This window comes from Bacteroides fluxus YIT 12057, from assembly GCF_000195635.1.
GTDB lineage: Bacteria > Bacteroidota > Bacteroidia > Bacteroidales > Bacteroidaceae > Bacteroides > Bacteroides fluxus.
The window spans coordinates 122,646-145,635 of record NZ_GL882623.1; the positions used below are offsets into that span (position 1 = coordinate 122,646).

Genomic DNA, 22,990 nt, shown 5'->3' on the forward strand with positions numbered 1-22,990 from the left:
TCTCCAAAAATAAAGAAAATGAAAAAGATACATACAAAATTAATATTGATGGCTGCAATGGTGGTAACTATGACCTTTACTTCCTGCGACGGCTATCTTGATGTAACGCCATCCGATGCTGTGGATAGCGATGAAGCCATCACCAATTTGGAAGATGCGCAAATAGCCTTGAATGGCGCCTACTATGGACTGATTACTAATACTTACTATGGAAATGACTTTATAGCCCGTGCCGAAGTTGGAGGCGAAGACGTACAGACTCTTTCGCTTGGCAAACGCACAGAGAACTATTACCGTTTTATGTATAGACAGAATACTTCTCCATCGGGTTTATGGAGTATCCCTTATAAAGTTATCAACCGTATTAATGTATTGTTGGGCGCCATAGAATCCGGGGTGATTCCCGCTTCCGACGAACTGAACCAGGTAAAAGGTGAAGCATTGGCACTCAGAGCACTTTGCCATTTCGATTTGTTGCTGACCTACGGTACACCATATTTGAAAGATAATGGAGCGTCTTTAGGTGTACCTTTAGTGGATAAGGTATTGCTCCCCAATGAATTACCTTCTCGCTCTACAGTAGCCCAAGGCTACACCATGGTTTTAAAGGACTTGGAAGATTCCAAAGGGCTGATGAGTGAGAATGTAGTGAATGGACACTTCAATAGATGGGCTGCCAAAGCATTGCTGGCACGTGTCAACCTACACAAGGGAGATTATGACGCAGCATACAATAATGCCAAAGACGTAGTTGAAAACGGACCCTACAAATTGATTGAAAATGAAAATTACGTGGCGTCTTGGCTTGAAGACTTCACAAGTGAATCTGTTTTTGAACTGGAAATCACATCGCTTGCTTCCGGTAATCGCGAATTATTTGGTTACGTGGCTCATCCTACAGGATATGCTGCTGTCATTGGAACGCAAGATTTCATAAACTTGTTGAATGAAGACCCCAAAGATGTCCGTCTAGGATTGTTACAGACAGATTCTGAGGGCAAAAAGCGCTTTATCAACAAATATCCCGGACGTGCCGGTGCTATCGCTGTAAACAATATACGTGTGATTCGTCTTTCAGATGTATATTTGATGGCAGCGGAAGCCGCATTAAGAAAAAGTTCCATTGATCAGACAACCGCAGACAATTGTTTGAATGATATCGTGAAAAGGGCAAATCCTAACGCACCGAAAGTAACTGCAACTATCGACTTAATCCTCAAGGAAAGAAGAAAAGAATTAGTGATGGAAGGACATCGCTTGCATGATATTCTTCGTTTAGGACTGAGTGTAACCCGTACAGGAGGGGATCATTTCTTGAATAAAGTTGACTTAGTGACGGTAACCTGGGATGATTACCGTAGCATTATGCCCATTCCACAAGCAGAAATAGATGCAAATCCTAATATCCGAGATCAACAAAATCCTGGTTATGAATAAGATGTGAAATAAGTTCTCTAAAAAACAAGAGGGTGTGTCAATTTGATGCACCTTCTTTTTTATATTGAAGGCAATGGCAAAGAAGGCAAAGCCTCCATCATAAAGTTTAAAAACGTAATTTATCCGTCATGCTGTCACGAAATGCACTCTATTGACTTGATACATAGATATCTATCCCGTGACGGATACCCGTGATGGATACGTGATGGCTCCTTTATCTGTCAAACAGACTACAAATAAGGAATTGATCATTATTTGGATTGTTTCAGTAACCATATTTCAAAAAACTTGTCGTAGGCTTTGTATTCTCCAAGTTCACAAGTGACAAAATCCTTGTCCAGCAATCCTTTTATGGCTCCTTGTACTGAACTGGCCGTTAACTTATAGGTTTTCAAGAATCTGGAAGAAGTAATTTCCTTTGCTTTTCTCTCTTTACAAATGGCAAACAATACTTCTTTTTGTTTTGGAGGAAGTTGATAAAGAAGAGAAGAATAAGTAAAATTCAACTGAGACAGAATATTTTCAATTGCTATGTTCACTTTGTCTGCCGTACAAATGTCACCTATGTCTGTCATTGCATACAATGAGTTGGAAATAAACTGAATATACCATGTTATACCTTCAAAACGCTCATATACGTTTTGAATAGTTTCTTCTGTAATGTCTTTATTGGCTACGATGAAATGTTTCCTAATAAATTTCGTATATGTCCGCATGTCTATTGGATGTAATTCCATGATAGCTGTACTTTGATAAAAAGGACGTGCTGGACTCGTGAATATTTCGCCCATCATATGTCGTTGGGAACCTGCATAAATAAATCTTGCATTGGTACAATGCTGAATGTGGGTACGCAACATAGCCTCAACGTTTTTTTCCGGATATTTGGCAATGGCTTGAAATTCGTCAATAGAGACCAAACAAGGTCTGTCAGCTTTCTCCAAATAATAAAAAATTTCATCCAAAGTAATGGAAGGAGTTTTTATATCTCCCATTTCCAAATTCCAGCCAGGATTTCCTGCGAAATCAAACGAAATTCCAGCCCGAAGTGATGATAAGCAACTTAAAAATAAATCCCACGCTTTTCTGCCTCGTGGTTTCAAGCCATTCAGAATTCCTTTGCCAAGTTCGAAAACAAACTCCTGTAGATTTTTAGTTGCATATACATCGATCAAAAAGGTATAATATTTATCCCCGATATGTTTTTGATGGAAACAATGCTCTATTAAGCCCGTCTTTCCTAAACGACGAGGAGATATTAAAGCTACATTGTTACCATTTGTGATATAACGGGTTAATGTTTCTGTTTCAGTTACACGATCACAAAAATATGCAGCGGATACATATCCATTGGTTATAAAAGGGTTATTTTTCTCCATAAAGTGAATGTTTTACACAAAAGTAATTATAGCTTTATTATAATACAAATATCATAATGCTTTTTTATAGATTCTCTAGTCTAATTTCATATAAATAGAAAGAATTAGAATTCCATTTTCTATTTTATAATAAGTAAGCGATGACTTTATGGTGAAAAACAGACTTCTAATTTATGGTAAAGTTTCATGTTTTTTAAATAATTAGTGCTGGAAATAAAATTAACAACTAAGGAAATGTTATCAAAATAAAGAACTGAAAAGACTGTTAATGATAAATCAAGTAATTTATTTTTAGAAATTACTCCTTATAAAAATGGCAAGTATGTTGCTGATAGATGTGTTTCCTTGAAAACCGACTTTAACATGTTAATAATAAGGTTATTATCTAATATTATAGTAGAAGTTCGGTAGGAGTTTATTATTTATATACCTATCTATACAGCCTTATAAGCAAGGTTAAGTATATGAAAATAGTATTTGACTATCCTTTTACTATATTGAAAATCAATAATATACCTATATTGTAGTTCCGCGAAAACTTTGGTGATTTCTTTTGTAGGTATGCGTACGCAAGAGCTTGCTATTAAGCCTAATATGAAAGTGTTGCTTAAGTCTGATTCTGAGTTGCTTGATGAGGTAATGGTAGTAGCTTATGGTACAGCCAAAAAATCATCTTTTACGGGTTCGGCCTCTACCATTGACAGCAAGAAACTGGCATCTCGTCCCATTACGAATGTTACTAAAGGCTTGGAAGGACAAACTACTGGTGTCTTGACTACTTCCGGTTCCGGACAGCCCGGTGAATCTTCCTCGGTGGTGATTCGCGGTTTTGGTTCTATCAATGCCTCAAAAAATCCGTTGTATGTAGTGGACGGTATTCCTTTTGATGGTTCTTTAAGCTCTATCAACCCTTCTGATATTGAAACCATGACTATTCTGAAAGATGCGTCGGCAGGTGCTCTTTACGGTGCCCGCGGTGCCAATGGTGTGGTGATGATTACTACTAAGAAAGGTAAAGAAGGCAAAACGCAAGTAAACTTACGTTCTACTGTAGGATGGGCTTCGCGTGCCATTAAGGAATATGATATGCTCGACCAAAAAGAGTTCGTCCAATTGAGCTATGAAGCATTGCGCAATGGCTATGTGTTTGAAAACGGCTATTCATGGGCCAATGCTGAAAGCACGGCCCGCGAACGTTTGGGTGCCACGCTCGGTGGTGAACGCTACAATCCTTTCAAAAACTATGCTTGGAATGAGATTATCAATCCGGAAACCGGTCAGGTACAAGCAGATGCTCAATCTGCATGGAATGAAAGCTGGATGGACGCTTTGCAGAAGAATGATGCGTTCCGCCATGAACATCAGCTGTCTTTGAGTGGTGGTAACGAAAAAACGAAATATATGTTTTCTTTGGGTTACTTAAATGAAGATGGTATTCTGACCTCTACCGGTTTTCAACGTTACAACGCACGTGCTAACGTCAGTTCTACTGTAACCGATTGGTTTACGGCTAATTTGAACACTTCGTTGGCTCACTCTTTGCAGAACTTCAGCGATTATTCCGGGAGTTCGGTATCAAATGTATGGTACTCGGCGCAGTTTGTTTCTCCTTTGTTCCCTATGTATATGAAAGACCTGGAAGGGAAAAACATATTGGGTGAGGATGGCAGACCGCAGTTGGATTATGGTGAAAACGGACGTCCGGGCAGTTACAACGACTATAACCCGCTGGGTGGTTTGCTCGATGATAAATCGGATGTGAAAAATGACGTAGCCAGTGTGCGTACCGGATTGACATTTGGTTCGGACAGCGATAATTTTGGGATATTTAAAGGTCTGAAGCTTGCTTTGAATTTCGGTGTGGATTATCGCAATCAGCTACAAAAAGCATATATGAATATGCACCACGGTAATCAAGCTACTGCCGGTGGTTTATTGATGAAGTATAATACTCGTATGCAGAGTTATACCTTCAATCAATTGCTGACGTGGAACCGTTCGTTCGGCATGCACAATTTTGACCTTTTGGCTGGTCACGAATTCTATGCATACAAATATGAATATATGAATGCGGGAAAGACCAACCTGGTTGACGGTATTCTTGAATTGCGTCCGGGTACAACTCTTTATAGTGCGGATTCTTATACCAATAATTATAGAATAGAATCATGGTTGGGGCGTTTTAACTACAACTATGACGAGAAATATTATTTCTCTGCTTCTTTGCGTACAGACGGCTCTTCCCGTTTCTATAAAGACAACCGTTGGGGTACTTTCTGGTCGTTGGGCGGTAACTGGCGCATCTCCCGTGAAGCTTTTATGGAAGACGTGGAATGGGTGAAAAATCTTTCATTGAAAGTAAGTTACGGTGAGCAAGGTAATGATAATATAGGTAGCCTGTATGCTTGGCAGAGCTTGTATGACTTGAGTTGGGCCAATGCCTCCCAAATCGGTGGTATGGTCAGCTCTTTGGAAAATAAAAATGTTTCTTGGGAAAAGAATGGCAACTTCAATGTCGGGGTAGAGGCCAGTCTGTTTGACGACTTTATCAACTTGAGTGTGGAGTATTTCAACCGTAAAACCAAGAACATGCTGCTTTCTTATCCCATGGCTACTTCTACGGGATTCAATGGCTACAACGCCAACGTAGGTGATATGCGCAATTCCGGTGTGGAAGCAGAAATCAAAATCAGCCCCATCAGAACTAACGATGTGAAATGGAACATTACGTTGATGGGTTCTCATGTAAAGAACAAAGTGCTGAAATTGACCGGCGAGACTCCCGAAATTATCTCGGGCATTTACAGTACCAAAGAAGGTTCACCCATCAATACATTCTATATGGCGAAGTCGGCAGGCGTTGATCCCGCAACCGGTGCACAGCTCTATTGGGTGTACGATAAGGATGAACACGGTAATATCGTGAACGAACGTATCAGCAGTGACTACACCAAGGCTGCCAACAGCAAATATTATCAGGGTAATCGTATTCCCGATTTGTATGGAAGCATCGCTACGGACTTGTCTTGGAAAGGATTCGACTTGAATATACTGACCACTTACTCCATTGGCGGCAAAGTGTTTGACGGATTGTATCAAGGCTCGATGAACAATATGTATTATAACGCCAACTGGAACAAACACGCTCTGCGTCGCTGGCAGAAGCCGGGAGACGTAACGGATGTTCCTCGTATTGAGGTAGGTGGAAAGTCAACGACTACCAACCGCTTCTTGGTGGATGCTTCTTATTTCTCTATCAAGAACATCACGTTGGGATATACGTTGCCGAAGGCGTGGATGAATAAAGTTAAACTGAACTCGGTACGTATATTTACTTCGGTAGATAACTTGGCACTGTTTACTCATCTGGACGGTATGGATCCGCAATACAACTTCTCCGGTCAGACGGATTATGCTTATTCTCCTAACAAGACTTGGTCTGTAGGTTTTGATATTAATTTCTAACTTCTAAACTGATATAACAATGAAATCTATATTTAAATATATGTTTGTAGGGCTGCTCTCCTGTGGTACGTTGACTTCTTGCTTGGATGGCGCTTTAGAGACATTTCCCACCGACTCAATGTCGGGTGATGGCTTGTTGAGCAACGCTTCTTCGGCCTTGGTTCCTTTGAATGGGGTGTATCGCTCCATGTATTCGGCTTGGTCACCTTCGGGAAATACTCACCAAGCTTTTGGCATTTCGGCGTACACCTTGATGGCGGATGTTATGGGTGAGGACCATATTATGGCCGATCAAGGCAGTGGTTGGTTCTGGTACGATTGCCTTTACAATGTAAAGCCGAGATACACTTCAAAGTCATGGCGCTCTTATGATTTATGGAATGCTTACTACACTTGGGTGTCGAATGCCAACTATATTTTGGCAGCCGAAACAACGATGGGGGGCGCTACCGCTGATGTAAACTATGTAATCGGTCAGGCATACGCCATTCGTGCTTACTCTTATTTTATGTTGGCGCAGAGTTTTGCCCGCACTTACAAAGGGCATGAAACGGAACCTTGTTGCCCTATCTATACAGAACCTACTGTAGCTGGTACTGAAGGTCAGCCTCGTGCGACAGTACAAGCTGTTTACGATCAGATCACTTCTGATATAGATAAAGCTGTTGAACTCTTGGAAGGTACCAAGACGAAACATATCAGCCACATGGGATATGCCGTGGCTTTAGGTATCAAGGCGCGCATTGCGCTGGTAATGGAAGAATGGAATACGGCTAAAGAAGCTGCTCATGAGGCGATTAAGGCTAGCGGATGTGTGATTATTCCGGTAGATCAGTTTAAAGGCGTGAATAGCACTAAGGCTAAAAATGTGATGTGGGGAGCGGAAATTATTGCCGACCAGTCAGGTATGTATGCCAGCTTTTTCTCACACATGGATGCTTCGGCAGGCAAATATGGGCAAAGTGCCTTGAAGCAAATTAATAAAGAACTTTATGCTAAGATGGGGAGCGAAGATGCCCGTAAGGTTTGGTGGAATCCTGCCGACAAAGCGAATGAAAACGGTGGTTACCAACAAGAAAAGTTTAAGTTCTCTGATATTAAGACTTGGATGGGCGACTACGTGTGGATGCGCGTAGAAGAGATGTACTTGATTGCCGCTGAGGCTGAATGCCGTTTGGGTGGTGCTGAAGAGGCCAATGCCATAAAAGACTTGATGGCACTCATGGCAAAGCGTGACAAAAATTATAAATGTGAGAAAAGCGGTACGGCTTTAGGAGTACTCTCTTCGGACGAAACGGGTTCGCTGCTCGAAGAAATCATTACGCAACGTCGTATTGAACTGTGGGGAGAAACCGGACGTATCTACGACCTTCGCCGCTTGAAACAAGGTTTCCGTCGTACCTCTGCAATGGGGTGGCCGAAGGATGCGTTGCTGGGTAACCGTCCTACTAACGACCCTGAATGTTATATGTGGGTGTTGACAATTCCGCAAAGTGAATTTGACGGGAACGTGAACATGGATCCTGAAAGTGACCAAAACCCTACGGGAGACTATAAATAATCGAAGATGTATTAATATTAACAGTATAAATCATGAAATATTTAAATAAAACTTTAGCATCCTTGTTGTTGCTGACTGCTATCCTGTTTGTCGGTTGTAACACAGAGCAGGAAGGTGCTATTTACAAGGCAGACGAACAAAGTTTCAGCTTTGGAACTTCAGCTTTGGCTGATCAGGTTGTAACGGTGGGAAAACCTGATTTTACCGTAGATTTGTATCGTGCGAAACTTGGCGAGCCTGCTTCCGGAAACATTGCTCTTTTCGCCTATAAGTTGGCCTCTGACGGAAAAACAAAAATTCCTCAAGAAGGTTACTCTGTAAGTAACTACAATTTTGATGCGGATTCCGGTATTGCCCAAGTTACGGTCAATGCCGAGCCGCTGGCTGTAGGAGACCATGTGAAAATAGAACTGACGGTTGAAACAGATGGTGTGGCGTTGAGTGGATCTACGGTAGCTACTATGTCGGTAACGAAAGATTATAGTTGGAAGCCGATTGGAACAGGCGTTTGGAAAGATGGCATCGTTTGCTCGCTGTTTGGTGTACCTGTCGGTGTAACTTGGGAAGTGGAAGTAGAAGAAGCTGTAGAATTGTCCGGCATGTATCGTGTTATTAATCCTTATGGATATGGAAAATGTCCGTGGGTAGAAGAAAGCGAAGTAACCATTGACCCTTGCTATGTGAAAATCAACGCAAGTAATCCGGATAAGGTGTCTTTGGCCAATCAGAAGTTGGGCTTTGCCTGGGATTACGGTGAATTCATGGCGGGTTCAACGCAAAATGTCGGTTACCCGGGAGATTTCGGTACTAAAGTGGGTAAGGACATTGATTTTGGTGCATTGTTTGTTGCTATGGGAGGAGATATTTATACGATTACTGCCGGTGGCGGTTTGACATTGCCGTAAGCGATATAGGATTTATCTGTAATCCTAAAATGAATATTGGACAGGAGAAGACAATCCCATTGTCTTCTCCTGTTTGTGTTGTACGCTTGGCATGGGCGTAATCTTACGGGGGTAAGTCCTTGACGAACCCTAATAGTGGGAATCGTGTAACCAAAAGCAAGGAGGTCCATAGTGATGTGGAATCTGAAGGAAACTTGCGGCAAAAGTCTGACTAGGCGAACTGAAATCAGATATAAGGCTAAAGTGTGAGGATGTACCTCGTAGTAGTGAAGAAATCTCTGTAATATAAAGTTGTAAAGCAGAATAAGAAGAACCGTGTTCTATTCGATTTATAGGTATAAGGATGAAGAATTAAAAGAATGTCCAACAAAATTCTATGAAAATCGTTATATTTGCCACCAGGAACATAAATGGTATAATATATATAATAAGGTGTAGAAACTATGGCTATGAAAGAATTTATAATCTCCGAAGTCCAGGCAGAAACGGCGGTATTGGTAGGACTCATCACGAAAACCCAAGATGAGCGCAGGACTAACGAATACCTCGATGAGCTGGCATTCTTGGCTGAGACAGCCGGGGCGGAAGTTGTCAGACGATTTACTCAAAAGCTAGATCAGGCAAACTCGGTGACCTATGTAGGCAAGGGTAAACTGGAAGAGATAAAAGAATATATCAAGGGCGAAGAGGAAGCGGAGCGTGAAGTCGGTATGGTGATTTTCGATGATGAGCTCTCCGCAAAACAGATACGTAACATTGAGGCGGAGTTGAAGATAAAGATATTGGACCGTACTTCACTCATTCTCGATATCTTTGCGATGCGTGCGCAGACTGCCAATGCCAAGACACAGGTAGAACTGGCACAGTATAAGTATATGCTTCCCCGGTTGCAACGTTTGTGGACCCACTTGGAACGCCAGGGTGGCGGTTCCGGAGCCGGTGGCGGTAAAGGTTCCGTAGGGCTTCGTGGTCCGGGTGAAACCCAGTTGGAGATGGACCGTCGTATCATCCTGAACCGTATGTCGCTGTTGAAAGAACGTCTGGCGGAGATTGATAAGCAGAAATCCACACAACGGAAGAACCGCGGGCGAATGATTCGTGTGGCACTGGTGGGATATACCAATGTCGGCAAATCTACTTTGATGAACTTGCTTGCCAAGAGTGAAGTCTTTGCGGAAAACAAACTGTTTGCAACGTTGGACACGACGGTGCGTAAAGTGATTATCGAGAACCTGCCGTTCCTGTTGTCCGATACGGTCGGTTTTATCCGTAAGTTGCCCACTGATCTGGTAGATTCTTTCAAATCTACCTTGGATGAAGTACGTGAAGCTGATTTGCTGTTGCATATCGTAGATATTTCCCATCCCGATTTTGAAGAACAGATAGAAGTTGTAAACAAGACTTTGGCAGATATCGGTGCCGCCGGTAAGCCCATGATTCTTGTATTCAATAAGATAGACGCTTATACTTATATAGAGAAAGCGGCTGACGACCTTACCCCCAGAACCAAGGAAAACTTGACACTTGAAGAACTGATGAAGACATGGATGGCAAAGATGGAGGATAACTGCCTCTTTATCTCTGCCCGTGAAAAAATCAACATGGAGGAGCTGAAGAGTGTAGTTTATCAGCGTGTAAAGGAACTGCACGTACAGAAGTACCCCTATAATGACTTTCTTTATCAGACCTACGAAGAAGAAGTTTAATTTTAGTTGTGAGTTATAACTCATGACTCATAACTCATAACTCGTTATAAGGATGAACTACAGAAATCTGACGGAAGATGAGATTCTCCGTCTGAAGAGCCAGTCGTGTCTGGCAGATGATTGGGGGAAAGTAACCGTTGCCGAAGAATTCACAACGGAATTTGTACATCACACCCGTTTTTCGGGAGAGGTGCGTTTGGGGGTGTTCCATTCGGAATTCACTTTGCCGGGAGGAATCAGGAAGCATTCCGGTTTGCGCCATGTCACGCTTCATAATGTAACGGTAGGAAGCAATTGCTGTATAGAAAATATCCAGAACTATATTGCTAACTATGAAATCGGGCAGGATACGTTTATTGAAAATGTAGATATCATTTTAGTGGACGGCGTGTCTAAGTTTGGCAACGGGGTAGAAGTGTCTGTGCTGAATGAAACCGGCGGACGTGAGGTGCTTATCAATGACAAGCTCTCTGCGCACCAGGCGTATATTCTGGCACTTTACCGTCATCGTCCGGAGCTGATAGCACGGATGAAGGAAATCACTGATTTTTATTCCAATAAGCATGCCTCTTCTGTAGGAACCATCGGCAGCCACGTCATGATACTGAATACGGGATCCATCAAGAATGTACGTATAGGTGATTATTGCCGGATCTGTGGAACTTGCCGATTGTCTAATGGGAGTATCAATAGCAACGAAATGGCTCCGGTGCACATTGGGCACGGGGTAATTTGTGATGATTTTATAATTTCTTCCGGTTCGCATGTGGATGATGGCGCCATGCTAAGCCGTTGTTTCATAGGACAGGCGTGTAAGTTGGGACATAATTATTCGGCCTCTGACTCCTTGTTTTTCAGTAATTGCCAGGGAGAGAACGGGGAGGCTTGCGCCATTTTTGCCGGACCGTTTACGGTGACCCACCATAAGTCCACCTTGCTGATAGCCGGTATGTTCTCGTTTATGAATGCCGGTTCGGGGTCTAACCAGAGCAACCACATGTATAAGTTGGGACCGATTCACCAGGGTACTTTGGAACGGGGAGCCAAGACCACTTCCGATTCATACATTTTGTGGCCTGCGCGGGTAGGGGCCTTTTCACTGGTGATGGGGCGCCACGTCAATCATTCCGATACTTCCAACCTGCCCTTTTCGTATCTGATAGAGCAAAACAATACGACCTATCTTGTGCCGGGTGTCAACCTGCGTAGTGTAGGGACTATCCGTGACGCGCAAAAGTGGCCTAAACGCGATGGACGTACCGATACCAACAAACTGGACTATATCAACTACAATTTGCTTAGTCCCTATACTGTACAGAAGATGTTCAAGGGACGTGAGACGCTCAAGAACTTGCGCCATGCTTCCGGTGAACTTTCTGATATTTATTCTTTCCATAGTGCTAAAATCCGTAACTCGGCATTGGTGAAAGGTATTCGCTTCTATGAAATAGCGATCCATAAATTCCTTGGTAACTCTGTCATCAAGCGCCTGGAGGGCATCAGTTTCCGGAGCAATGAGGAAATACGTACCCGCTTGAAACCGGACACGGGCATCGGAAGCGGTGAATGGGTGGACATTTCCGGCTTGATTGCTCCCAAAAGTGAAATAGACGCATTGATTGACGGCATAGAATCGGGAACGGTAAACCGCTTGAAGTATATCAATGCGGAATTTGCAAAGATGCATGGTAATTACTATACTTACGAATGGACATGGGCTTATGAGAAGCTGGAAGAATTCTATGGTATCAATCCGGAGAATATAACGGCAGATGACATTATTCGCATTGTGGAGAAGTGGAAGGAAGCTGTTGTAGGTTTGGACCGTATGGTATACGAAGATGCCAAGAAAGAATTCTCGCTGGCTTCCATGACAGGCTTTGGTGCCGATGGCTCGCGTCTGGAGAAGGAGCTCGACTTTGAGCAGGTTCGCGGTGATTTTGAAAGCAATCCTTTTGTGACGGCGGTTCTGAAGCATATAGAAGTAAAGACGGCGTTGGGTGACGAATTGATACAGCGCATGCGGGCAGTGCAGTGATATCTCATGGTTTGTGCGGTATTCCGGCATCATTTTTGCCCTAATTAAAGAAATATTTCAATAATACTTCTTACCTTTGCTCTACGAATCACTTTTAAACATTAAATAAACGAGTAATTATGGCAACAACACCTCCGTTTAAGTATCAGCCCATGTTTGAGAAGGGGAAAGATACTACTGAGTATTATCTGCTTACGAAAGATTACGTGTCGGTAAGCGAGTTTGAGGGAAAACCTATTCTGAAGATTGAGAAAGAGGGTTTGACCGCTATGGCAAATGCGGCTTTCCGTGATGTTTCGTTTATGCTGCGCCGTGCACACAACGAACAGGTTGCTAAGATTCTGAGTGACCCGGAGGCAAGTGAAAACGACAAATACGTGGCGCTGACCTTCCTGCGTAACGCCGAAGTGGCGTGCAAAGGTGTTCTTCCTTTCTGTCAAGATACCGGTACTGCCATTATCCACGGCGAAAAAGGACAGCAGGTGTGGACGGGCTATTGTGATGAGGAAGCTCTCTCGTTGGGTGTTTACAAAACATATACTGAAGAGAACCTGCGCTACTCCCAGAATGCCCCTCTTACTATGTATGATGAGGTGAACACTAAATGTAACCTTCCGGCCCAGATTGATATCGAAGCTACTGAAGGCATGGAGTATGAATTCCTTTGCGTGACTAAAGGTGGCGGATCGGCCAACAAGACTTATCTTTACCAGGAAACCAAGGCCATCCTGAATCCCGGCACTCTTGTTCCTTTCCTTGTCGAAAAGATGAAGACTTTGGGTACGGCTGCCTGTCCTCCTTATCATATTGCATTCGTTATCGGCGGTACATCTGCCGAGAAGAACCTGTTGACCGTGAAGCTGGCTTCTACCCATTTCTACGATAACCTGCCTACTACTGGTAATGAATATGGCCGTGCTTTCCGCGATATTGAGCTGGAGAAGGAAGTGCTGGCAGAAGCGCATAAGATTGGCCTCGGTGCTCAGTTTGGTGGTAAGTACTTGGCCCACGACATACGTATCATCCGTTTACCCCGTCATGGCGCTTCTTGTCCTGTAGGTTTGGGCGTTTCCTGTTCTGCAGACCGTAATATCAAATGCAAAATCAACAAAGAGGGTATCTGGATTGAAAAATTGGACAATAACCCGGGCGAACTGATTCCGGCTGAACTCCGCCAGGCAGGTGAAGGTGATGTTGTCAAGATTGACTTGAACCAACCGATGGCTGATATCTTGAAAGAATTGACCAAATATCCGGTAGCTACCCGCTTGTCATTGAATGGAACCATTATTGTAGGCCGTGACATCGCACATGCCAAATTGAAAGAACGTCTGGACCGTGGTGAGGACCTGCCACAATATATCAAGGATCATCCTATCTATTATGCCGGCCCTGCCAAAACTCCTCAAGGTATGGCTTGCGGTTCTATGGGGCCCACTACCGCCGGACGTATGGATCCGTACGTTGATTTGTTCCAGAGCCATGGAGGCAGCATGATTATGCTCGCCAAGGGCAATCGTAGCCAACAGGTTACGGATGCTTGTAAGAAATATGGCGGTTTCTACCTCGGTTCTATCGGTGGTCCTGCCGCCATCCTGGCACAGAATAACATCAAGAGCATTGAATGTGTGGAATATCCGGAACTCGGTATGGAGGCTATCTGGAAGATTGAGGTAGAGGATTTTCCTGCATTTATCTTGGTAGATGATAAAGGCAATGATTTCTTCAAGCAGTTAAAGCCTTGGAATTGTGCTAAATAAACCTGTATATAAATAGTATTGCAGTCCATGCAGAATGAGCCGTTCCGGAAACTTCCGTGAACGGCTTTTTTTATTTCTGCCAATGGGGAAGCCGGTTGTTTGGGTCTTTTCTCGCATTCATTTACTCTCATTCCCGTTTTTATCCCTATCTTTGTTGGGCTAATTATAATTAATCTGAATGATATGGGACAAACACTCTCACGACAGAACCCGGGACAGCATGTTGTTTGGCTGGATGTGGTCCGGCTCGTTGCCATGTTCACCGTGGTATGCTGCCATTGTACAGATCCTTTTAATTTTTATCCGGGCACCTCACCGGATATCGTGGATATCAAGTTCTGGGGAGCGGTCTATGGGGCGGCGCTTCGTCCTTGCGTACCACTTTTCGTTATGATTACCGGGGCATTGTTGCTGCCGGTGAAAGGAGAGGCTTCGGCTTTCTATAAGAAGCGCATTCCCCGTGTATTCTTTCCTTTCCTTATTTGGTCTGTACTCTACAACCTGTTTCCCTGGATAACGGGATTGTTGGGAGTGGAGCCGCGGGTGATTCTTGATTTCTTCCCTTATTCGGGAGAAGAGGTGATGCGGCAGTCGTTGGCGGTGAGTATGGGCTATATCGCCGAAATGCCTTTTAATTTCTCGCTGTTGGATGTGCACATGTGGTATATCTACTTGTTGATAGGGCTTTATCTTTATCTTCCTATATTTTCCGCATGGGTAGAGAAGGCTTCGGAACGTGCCAAGCTATGGTTTCTTGCGGCTTGGGGAGTGACGTTGCTGTTACCTTATTATAATGAGTTTGCTGCTCCATATCTATGGGGTACATGTTCCTGGAATTCATTCGGTATGCTGTATTACTTTGCCGGATTTAACGGCTACCTGCTGTTGGGGCATTACTTGAGGAACCATGATTGGTCAACCGGACGGCTTTTAGGGATTGGAATCCCTATGTTTGCGGTGGGTTATGCGGTGACATTCTTCGGTTTCCGCCACATGACTGCCCTGCCGGAATATACAGATGAGATGTTGGAGCTGTTCTTTACCTATTGTTCCTTGAATGTGGTCATGATGACTGTTCCTGTGTTCATGCTTTGCAAACGGATTGATTTCCGTTCGGAACGGATCAGGAAGGCATTGGCAAACCTGACTCTTTGCGGGTTTGGTGTTTATATGATACATTATTTCTTTACCGGACCCAGTGTGGTGCTGATGCGGGAACTCCAAGTCCCCATTTGCCTGCAGATTCCATGCGCGGCTGTTGTCGCTTTTGGCATCTCTTGGTTTATAGTGTCGATGGCGTATCGTTGTTTCGGCAAGAAGACCAGGTGGGTGATGGGATAAATGAAAATAAAATTAGCGGCAAAGCCGCTAATTTATTATTTGCTCAATTTCTTCTTCCACTGTTCGTACTTCTTGATCACTTTCAGTCCGTCGCTGTTGTACCAGCTGTAACCGTTCCGGCGTTCGTAACCAATTTCAGAGATATCATATTTTTTCACTCCGTCGCGGTCGCAGAAGAAGGGACGGTTATCTTCTAATGTATAGAAGCGTGCCCATAATGTAGGACAAGGATAATCGTCTTGAGGGCAGGGAACCATGCGATAATCCTTCTTGCCGTCACTGTTTGTGAAGTCTTCTCGCATGATGCCGGTGATTTTGTTGGCTTTGAACCACTCCACGGCCGCTTCGACAGAAGCGATAATCTCCGGTGAGGGGGCAGGGATTGACATCAGTAACAAGACAATGTTGTCCGATTCGGCACCACTTAATGAGGGCAGTTCGTAGGCACGTGCCTTGGCAGGTGCAAGCGTGTGCTCATCGTGCTGGGCACACCATACGGTAAGTTTGCCGTTTTGACGTACCTGTGTTTTAAGGATGCACTCTATCCCTTTGTCGAAGGCCGTACGTGCCTTTTGGCAGATGCTGTCCGGTACATACGTATAAGGAGCCTTTTTTTCATAAACCTCTTTTAGCAACTTCAACACGTTTACCATGGCATTGTCATTATAGGTAATGTGCGTATAGTAACCTTTAGGACGAGGCCAGAACTGTGGGAAACCACCGTTGGGGTATTGGGAGTTCAGAATATATAGGATACCGTTGAGAGCGGCATCTTTGTATTTGTCTATCTGTGTGGCAAGGTAGATGCGGGACAGGTAGCGGATTTCCGTACTTGTGGCACCATTGTCGATGGTACTTGCGTTGACATCGTCCTTGGCGTGCAGTACGTCTTCCAGTTCTTGCTGGCTCAGTTCGGCAGGCATATAAATATTCTTCGGCCAGCCTCCGGTAGTCTGTTGGTACAGCAGTACGTTGTCGGCTATGCGGACAGCCTCCGGAGTTTGGAAGAAAGCGTCTTCCAGTTTAGGCGCCATCTTTACCCAACTTTTGTACGGTCGCTTCTCTTTGTAGGTAGTTGTTTCCTGGGCTTTGGCTCCTGCCAGGCAAGCAAGGAAAGCACAAATTAAAATAGTTCGCTTCATAATATGTACATGTTTAGTATTACTTTTTACGAACAAAAGTAGCGAAAAACTAGGATGACCAGGGGGAATATTTGTTCCTTATGGGAGGAAATTTTGGGATAATTACTTTCTCCACATCCTCCACATGTAATAGGTGCAGTGGGTAAAAGCAAAAACAAACGAAATAATCAGCAGTGTTTTGCTTTCATTCCATCCTACGGTTTGCTGGTGCCACAATCCCGTGATCACGCAGAGGATAGCAAGCGTAAGCCCGATCATGTTCAGTGCCGGTTGTCCCCGGCGGTTATTGCCGCCATGTTCCAGCTTGCTGTGTTTCATGCCATAGGCTACATATATATCCAAACCGATAAGCATCCACAGGACGAGGCGTATCCATGTGTCGGCAGGCAGGAAGAGCATCATGCAGAGGCAAGTGAGAATCCCTGATATGGGGATTAGCGGTACCAGAGGAGTCTTGAATGAACGGGGTACGTCGGGCATGGTCCTGCGGACTACCAATACGGCTGCACACACAAGTGTAAAAGCCATGAGGGTGCCTATACTTGTCATTTCTCCCGCCAGCCGTGCAGGAACAAAAGCCGCCAGCAGACCTACTATGATCATGAACAGAAAGTTGCTGCGTGCCGGGGTGCGGAACTTTTCATTGATATGTGAGAAGAACGGAGGCAGCAGCCCGTCGTGGCTCATGCTGAGAAATACGCGGCTCTGCCCCAATAGAGTTACCATGATGACAGAACAGTAACCGAACAGGATGGCCAGTACGATGGCACGGTTTAACCAGGGATAGTCAGGCTGGATTACGCCTGCCGCATTTGCCTGCCCCATGTGCTCGATGGCGATGGCTACAGGGGCAATGCCTTGTTGTCCGCTGAAAGAGGTGTAATGTGTAACTCCCGTCATGACATGGGCAAAGACCATATATAGTACCGTACAGACCAATAAGGATACCAAGATGCCGATGGGCATGTTCCGCTTCGGGTTCTTGGTTTCCTGTGCGGCGGTACTTACGGCATCGAATCCCAGGAAAGCGAAGAATACGATTGCCGCTCCCCGCAGAATGCCGGAGAGTCCGTATTCTCCCAAGACGCCAGTGTTGGCCGGAATATAAGGGGTATAGTTGTCCGTATTGATATATTGCCATCCCAATACAACGAATATCAATATGACGGATACTTTCAAAAAGACTACGAGACCATTGAAAATAGAACTGCCTTCTGTGCCGCGCATGAGGAAGAGACTCATGAGAACTACGATGAAGAAAGCAGGAATATTCACAATGCCGCCGTCCCAGGGGCAGGCTGTGAGTGCTTGGGGCAGATGGATATTCAGTCCTTCCAGGAAAACGACGAGATACCTGCTCCAGCTGATACTGACCGTAGTGGCGGCTACTGTATATTCCAATACTAAATCCCAACCTATGATCCAGGCAATGAGTTCGCCCATGGTGGCGTATGAGTACGTGTATGCACTGCCGGCCACCGGAATCATGGAGGCGAACTCTGCATAGCAGAGCCCTGCGAAACAGCATCCCAATGCGGCGATGGCAAATGATAAGGTGATGGCAGGACCTGTATATCCCGCTGCTACTGTTCCGGTGATTGAAAATAACCCTGCTCCAATGATGACGCCCACACCCAGAGCAACGAGGCTCCAAGGGCCGAGCACGCGTTTCAGTGTCTTTTCCCCGGAGGCGTTCGCTTCTGCCTGGAGGGCTTCAAAAGGTTTTCTGATGAATAATCCCATTCTGTCTCAATTCTGATAATTGGCTGCAAAGATAGTGCAAACCGAAGACAGAACTTTCATGCTTGCATGAAAAAGTTATGTTAAGGTACAGCCTCTCTTCTCTAAAGATAGTGCAAACCGAAGACAGAATAAAGTAAACAAGCCTGTTTATTCTAAATATTGCATTACTTTTCCGCTGATTTGTAGCAGAGATATTTCGCAGAGTTTAGTATCATACTCTGCAGAGAGGATACGCTCCTCTGCATCCAGCAGACTCTTTTGGGCTTCGCGCATTTCAATGCCGGAAAGGTTTCCAAGCATATAACGTTCCATGGCTATCTCGTGATTTTCTTTGGCGGCGATGAGATTCTGGCGTTCCAGATTCAGCATCTGCAGATTGTTCTGGTAAGCCTGCCATAGGTTGCTGAGGTCGGCACGCAAGGTTTGCTCTACTTGTTCACGTTCCAGGCGGGCGTTTTGTACGGCAATGCTGGCATTGCGGCGCTCGCGGCGGCGGTTACCGTCGAAGAGATTGAAGCCTACGGTCACTCCGACGTTCAGTCCGAGGTTGCTGCGGCGGCTGTTGGCGGATATGTCATATTTGTTAAGGGTATAGCCGTATCCTCCGTTCAGTTTTAAATACGGATAATCACGGGAACACACTTTTTTGTAATCCAGGCGAGCCAATGTCTGGTTCTGTTCTGATTGCAGCAGAGAAGCATTGATTGCCAAGGTAGCGTTCCACAATTCATCGAAATTCAGGATCTTGTCTATACTGATGAGGCTGTCCTGGATAATGAATAATTCATCTACATCTTTGTTTGCCATTAATTCGTTCAACTCAATCCGGGAGGTGTGCAGAAGCTCCTGTTGTTTCATGTATTGGGCGCTGTCTGCATTGAAGTCAACTTTAGCCTGCTGGTAGTCCAGTCGTGAAAAGTTACCTATATGATAACGTTCTTCCACTATGCGCAACCGTTCCTTGGACAGAGATACAGCATAACGGAAATTCTTCAAGCGGATTTTCTGTTGTACGAAATTATAATATTCCGCCGCAATATTGGCTACCAAGTCTTCGATGGCAATACGGGTATTGGTTTCACCCTGACGTTCCAGCTCTTTCAGTTTCTGGTAATTGGCGGTAATGTTGAAACCGTCAAAGATAGTCCAGTTCAAGTTGATACCCGCATCCATGGTCTGGTCAAATACACCATGGTCTTTGGTGGTTTCGCCGGTAGCCCGGATTTTGGTTTCAGTGTCGTTCAGTGTTCCCTTGTAACCGGCAGAAAGGTCAAGGGTAGGCAGATAACCGGCGTTGCCCAGCGTAGCATTGTTCCTGCTGACTTGTTCCTCGTTGCGTGCAATGCGTAAGGAGTAGTTGTTCAGCAGTCCCTGCTCCAGGCAAGACTTTAAGGTATAAACGGGTGCCGGCTGTGCTTGCAGGGCAAGCACGGTACAAGTAATGGCTATCAAAAATAAAGTTGTACGTTTCATTCTGTTTTCAGTTTACTTCGATTGGTAGATACATAGCTGTAAATGGCAGGGACGATGTACATCGTCAGCAGGGTGGATACGAGCATTCCGCCCACAACGGCTGTACCCATGGCGATACGTTGGTTGCAGCCTTCACCGGTAGCGAATGCCAATGGAAGCAATCCCAATATGGTAGAGGCGCTGGTCATCAGGATAGGGCGCAGGCGTTGCAGGGAGGCATCTTTGATGGCCTGCATTTTGTCTTCGCCCACTTCCTGCTTTTGGTTGGCGAATTCCACGATAAGGATACCGTTCTTTGCCACCAGCCCGATCAACATGATAATCCCTATCTGGCTGAAGATGTTCATGGTGATGTTGCTGAAATACATGAAAATCAAGGCACCGGCAATGGCGAGCGGTACTGTCAGCATGATAATCAACGGGTCCTTGAAACTTTCGAACTGGGCGGCAAGAATCAGGTAGATCAGTACGATAGCCAGGATAAAGGCAAACATAAGGCTGGAAGAACTTTCACGATACTCTTTGGAGTCACCGGTAAGGGCCGTACGGAACGTGTCGTCCAATGTTTCTTTGGCGATCTTGTCCATTTCATCCAGACCCTGTCCGATCGTTTTTCCGTCGGCAAGTCCGGCAGAGATAGTGGCGGAAACAAAACGGTTGTAGCGGTATAATTTCGGAGGAGCGATACCGCCGGTCAGTTCAATGAGGTTATCCAACTGGACCATGTCTCCTTTGTCGCTACGGATATAAATCCCTTTCAGATCGGCAGGCTTGTTACGCTGTTGGCGGTTGATTTCTCCCAATATCTCGTATTGTTTTCCGTTCATGTAGAAATACCCCATGCGCTGGCCGCTTAATCCGTATTGTAAAGTTTGGGCGATATTTTTGGTACTGATTCCCATGATGCTTGCCTTGTCACGGTTGATGTTGATACGGGCTTCGGGCTTACTGAATTTCAGATTGACGTCCGCCATCTGGAATATCGGGCTTTCATAGACCTTGGTCATGAACTTGGGCAATATTTCTTGCAGTTTCTCAAGGTTGGTCGCCTGCAATACATATTGTACGGGCATTCCTCCACGACGTCCTCCAAAGGAAGAAGACTGCTGGACGAAGGAACGTGCCATTGTCTTCTTCTGTACTGCTTTTGACAGCTTTTCGGCAACTTCCATCTGCGTGTAGTCACGCTCTTTCATGTCTTTTAAGGTGATGCGTACATTACCGCTACCGCTGGATACACGGGCGGTGACGGCCTCGGCGTCCGGAATGATGGAATCTACCAGCTGGTTGATGTCTTCCGTGTAGTCACGGATGTATTCGTAGGTGACTCCTTCAGCTCCCATCGTATTGATGCTGATTTGCGAACGGTCTTCCAAAGGCGCCATTTCGGCAGGAATAGTGTTCCACAGGTATCCGATAAGTGCGATAGTCACTGCCGTAAAAGGTAAGGCAATCCAGCGGTGTTTCAAGAAAGTGGCCAGCGAGCGGCTGTATATGCGGTTCATCCCTTCGAAGAACGGTTCGGTCTTGCGGTAGAACCAGCTTTGTCTTTCTCTCTTGATCAGCAACTTGGTAGCGAGCATCGGAGTGAATGTCAATGCGGCGAAAGAAGAGATGATGACCGATCCTGAGACTACCAGACTGAATTCGCGGAACAGTCGTCCGGTGGTGCCTTCCATGAACACGATGGGGAAGAATACGGCCACCAGCGTGATGGTAGTGGAGATTACGGCAAAGAAAATTTCCTTGGCTCCTTCGATTCCGGCTTCTTTAGGAGGCATTCCTTTCTCGATGCGTACATAGATATTCTCCGTCATTACGATAGCGTCATCTACCACCAGGCCTACTGCCAGTACTACGGCGAGCATGGAAAGGACATTGATGGAGAAGCCTGCCAGATACATCACAAAGAATGCGCCAATCAGTGAAACCGGGATTACGATACAAGGCACAAGCGTTACGCGCCAGTCGCGCAGGAAGAGGAAGATGATGATGATAACCAATACGAACGCCTCATATACAGTCTGTTTCACTTCGTCGATGGAAGCACGGATGAACTTGGTGTTATCAAACCCATAATTGTAGTGCACATCGTCGGGGAGGTCTTTTTGCATCTTCTCCATGCGGTCGTACACGGCATTGGCTATTTCGATGTGGTTGGCGCCGGGCTGTGGGATGACCACTATACCGACCATGGGCACGCCATTCATTTTCATGTAACTTTTAATGTCGGCGGGGCCTACCTCTGCACGTCCGATATCGCTGAAACGGACGATACGGTTACCGTCTTCTTTCAGGATCAGGTTGTTGAATTCCTCTGCTGTATGCATCAAACCTAGCGTACGTATGGTAAGTTCGGTTGTATTCCCTTCGATACTTCCGGAAGGGAGTTCTACATTTTCATTATCTACGGCATTCTTTACGTCCATGGGGGTAATACCGTAACCGGACATCTTGACGGGATCCAGCCAAAGCCGCATGGAGTACCGCTTTTCTCCCCAAATACTGACACTGCTGACATCGGAGATGGTCTGGAGTTGCTCCTTTACGGTAAGGTCGGCTATCTCGCTTAGTTCCAGAAGGGAGCGCTTGTCACTTTGAAGGGCGACCATGAGGATAGGGGTAGCGTCTGCATCAGCTTTAGATACGGTAGGAGGGTCGCAGTCGCGGGGAAGGTAACGTTGGGCGCGTGAAACTTTGTCGCGTACGTCATTGGCTGCCGTTTCCAGGTCAACGGAAAGTTCAAATTCTACTGTGATACGGCTTTGCCCCTGCTGGCTGACACTGGAGAGCGAACGGATGCCCGGAATACCGTTGATGTTCTGCTCCAGAGGCTCGGTAATCTGGTTCTCTATAACATCTGCATTGGCACCGGGATAGGAACAGGATACTGAGATGATGGGATTATCCACCGATGGATATTCCCGGACACCGAGGTAATTGTACCCGATGAAACCAAACAGCAGGATAATCAGCGTCAGTACAGTGGAGAGTACCGGTCGGCGTATACTTAATTCGGATATATTCATGTTGATAATTC

Annotated in this window: 13 protein-coding genes; 8 read left to right on the plus strand and 5 right to left on the minus strand. The window is 45.2% G+C overall.

The window, feature by feature from the left end; translation table 11 throughout:
- Positions 1 to 18: 18 nt before the first annotated feature.
- Positions 19 to 1,437 carry a RagB/SusD family nutrient uptake outer membrane protein gene (locus tag HMPREF9446_RS06320; protein ID WP_009124641.1) on the plus strand — a complete coding sequence of 473 codons (1,419 nt, stop codon included), beginning with the start codon at positions 19 to 21 and terminating at the stop codon, positions 1,435 to 1,437.
- A 251-nt stretch (positions 1,438 to 1,688) separates the two neighbouring features.
- On the opposite strand, the gene HMPREF9446_RS06325 is transcribed toward HMPREF9446_RS06320, so the two are convergent.
- Complete coding sequence (locus HMPREF9446_RS06325) at positions 1,689 to 2,816, minus strand: AAA family ATPase (RefSeq protein ID WP_009124643.1); 1,128 nt, start codon at positions 2,814 to 2,816, stop codon at positions 1,689 to 1,691.
- Between the two features lie 510 nt (positions 2,817 to 3,326).
- Between HMPREF9446_RS06325 and HMPREF9446_RS06330 the strand changes: the two genes are divergently transcribed.
- The 7 genes from HMPREF9446_RS06330 to HMPREF9446_RS06360 all read left to right on the plus strand — a co-directional run bounded on the left by HMPREF9446_RS06330 (position 3,327) and on the right by HMPREF9446_RS06360 (position 15,592).
- Positions 3,327 to 6,281 carry a SusC/RagA family TonB-linked outer membrane protein gene (locus HMPREF9446_RS06330; RefSeq protein WP_410510777.1) on the plus strand — a complete coding sequence of 985 codons (2,955 nt, stop codon included), beginning with the start codon at positions 3,327 to 3,329 and terminating at the stop codon, positions 6,279 to 6,281.
- Positions 6,282 to 6,300: 19 nt separating this feature from the next.
- A complete protein-coding gene (locus HMPREF9446_RS06335; RefSeq protein ID WP_039968692.1) occupies positions 6,301 to 7,842 on the plus strand; it encodes a RagB/SusD family nutrient uptake outer membrane protein in 1,542 nt (513 codons plus the stop codon).
- Between the two features lie 32 nt (positions 7,843 to 7,874).
- The gene (locus HMPREF9446_RS06340; protein ID WP_009124647.1) at positions 7,875 to 8,747 is read left to right on the plus strand and encodes a hypothetical protein; all 873 of its coding nucleotides are present in this window, start codon (positions 7,875 to 7,877) and stop codon (positions 8,745 to 8,747) included.
- A gap of 449 nt (positions 8,748 to 9,196) precedes the next feature.
- A complete protein-coding gene (hflX, locus tag HMPREF9446_RS06345; RefSeq protein ID WP_039968728.1) occupies positions 9,197 to 10,453 on the plus strand; it encodes a GTPase HflX in 1,257 nt (418 codons plus the stop codon).
- A gap of 52 nt (positions 10,454 to 10,505) precedes the next feature.
- Positions 10,506 to 12,491, plus strand: a complete 1,986-nt coding sequence (locus tag HMPREF9446_RS06350; protein WP_009124650.1) for a DUF4954 family protein — start codon at positions 10,506 to 10,508, stop codon at positions 12,489 to 12,491.
- A 119-nt stretch (positions 12,492 to 12,610) separates the two neighbouring features.
- Positions 12,611 to 14,251, plus strand: a complete 1,641-nt coding sequence (locus HMPREF9446_RS06355) for a fumarate hydratase (protein WP_009124651.1) — start codon at positions 12,611 to 12,613, stop codon at positions 14,249 to 14,251.
- A 183-nt stretch (positions 14,252 to 14,434) separates the two neighbouring features.
- Positions 14,435 to 15,592, plus strand: a complete 1,158-nt coding sequence (locus HMPREF9446_RS06360) for an acyltransferase (RefSeq protein ID WP_039968694.1) — start codon at positions 14,435 to 14,437, stop codon at positions 15,590 to 15,592.
- A gap of 35 nt (positions 15,593 to 15,627) precedes the next feature.
- On the opposite strand, the gene pelA is transcribed toward HMPREF9446_RS06360, so the two are convergent.
- From pelA to HMPREF9446_RS06380, 4 genes are all read right to left on the minus strand, one after another.
- Positions 15,628 to 16,734: a pectate lyase gene (gene pelA / locus HMPREF9446_RS06365; RefSeq protein ID WP_009124653.1), complete on the minus strand. Its 1,107-nt coding sequence runs from the start codon at positions 16,732 to 16,734 to the stop codon at positions 15,628 to 15,630.
- A gap of 102 nt (positions 16,735 to 16,836) precedes the next feature.
- On the minus strand, positions 16,837 to 18,477 hold the full coding sequence (locus tag HMPREF9446_RS06370) for an amino acid permease (protein WP_009124654.1): 1,641 nt from the start codon (positions 18,475 to 18,477) through the stop codon (positions 16,837 to 16,839).
- A gap of 147 nt (positions 18,478 to 18,624) precedes the next feature.
- The gene (locus tag HMPREF9446_RS06375; RefSeq protein ID WP_009124655.1) at positions 18,625 to 19,950 is read right to left on the minus strand and encodes a TolC family protein; all 1,326 of its coding nucleotides are present in this window, start codon (positions 19,948 to 19,950) and stop codon (positions 18,625 to 18,627) included.
- Entirely contained in the window at positions 19,947 to 22,979 is a 3,033-nt protein-coding gene (locus HMPREF9446_RS06380; RefSeq protein WP_009124656.1) for an efflux RND transporter permease subunit, read from the minus strand. Before HMPREF9446_RS06380 ends, HMPREF9446_RS06375 begins: the two co-directional genes overlap by 4 nt.
- Positions 22,980 to 22,990: the final 11 nt, after the last annotated feature.

Bases quoted from the DNA above. Each gene is read 5' to 3' on its own strand.
- HMPREF9446_RS06320 (WP_009124641.1), top strand. From the start codon at position 19: ATGAAAAAGATACATACAAAATTAATATTGATGGCTGCAATGGTGGTA.
- HMPREF9446_RS06325 (WP_009124643.1), bottom strand. From the start codon at position 2,816: ATGGAGAAAAATAACCCTTTTATAACCAATGGATATGTATCCGCTGCA.
- HMPREF9446_RS06335 (WP_039968692.1), top strand. From the start codon at position 6,301: ATGAAATCTATATTTAAATATATGTTTGTAGGGCTGCTCTCCTGTGGT.
- HMPREF9446_RS06340 (WP_009124647.1), top strand. From the start codon at position 7,875: ATGAAATATTTAAATAAAACTTTAGCATCCTTGTTGTTGCTGACTGCT.
- hflX (WP_039968728.1), top strand. From the start codon at position 9,197: ATGAAAGAATTTATAATCTCCGAAGTCCAGGCAGAAACGGCGGTATTG.
- HMPREF9446_RS06350 (WP_009124650.1), top strand. From the start codon at position 10,506: ATGAACTACAGAAATCTGACGGAAGATGAGATTCTCCGTCTGAAGAGC.
- HMPREF9446_RS06355 (WP_009124651.1), top strand. From the start codon at position 12,611: ATGGCAACAACACCTCCGTTTAAGTATCAGCCCATGTTTGAGAAGGGG.
- HMPREF9446_RS06360 (WP_039968694.1), top strand. From the start codon at position 14,435: ATGGGACAAACACTCTCACGACAGAACCCGGGACAGCATGTTGTTTGG.
- pelA (WP_009124653.1), bottom strand. From the start codon at position 16,734: ATGAAGCGAACTATTTTAATTTGTGCTTTCCTTGCTTGCCTGGCAGGA.
- HMPREF9446_RS06370 (WP_009124654.1), bottom strand. From the start codon at position 18,477: ATGGGATTATTCATCAGAAAACCTTTTGAAGCCCTCCAGGCAGAAGCG.
- HMPREF9446_RS06375 (WP_009124655.1), bottom strand. From the start codon at position 19,950: ATGAAACGTACAACTTTATTTTTGATAGCCATTACTTGTACCGTGCTT.
- HMPREF9446_RS06380 (WP_009124656.1), bottom strand. From the start codon at position 22,979: ATGAATATATCCGAATTAAGTATACGCCGACCGGTACTCTCCACTGTA.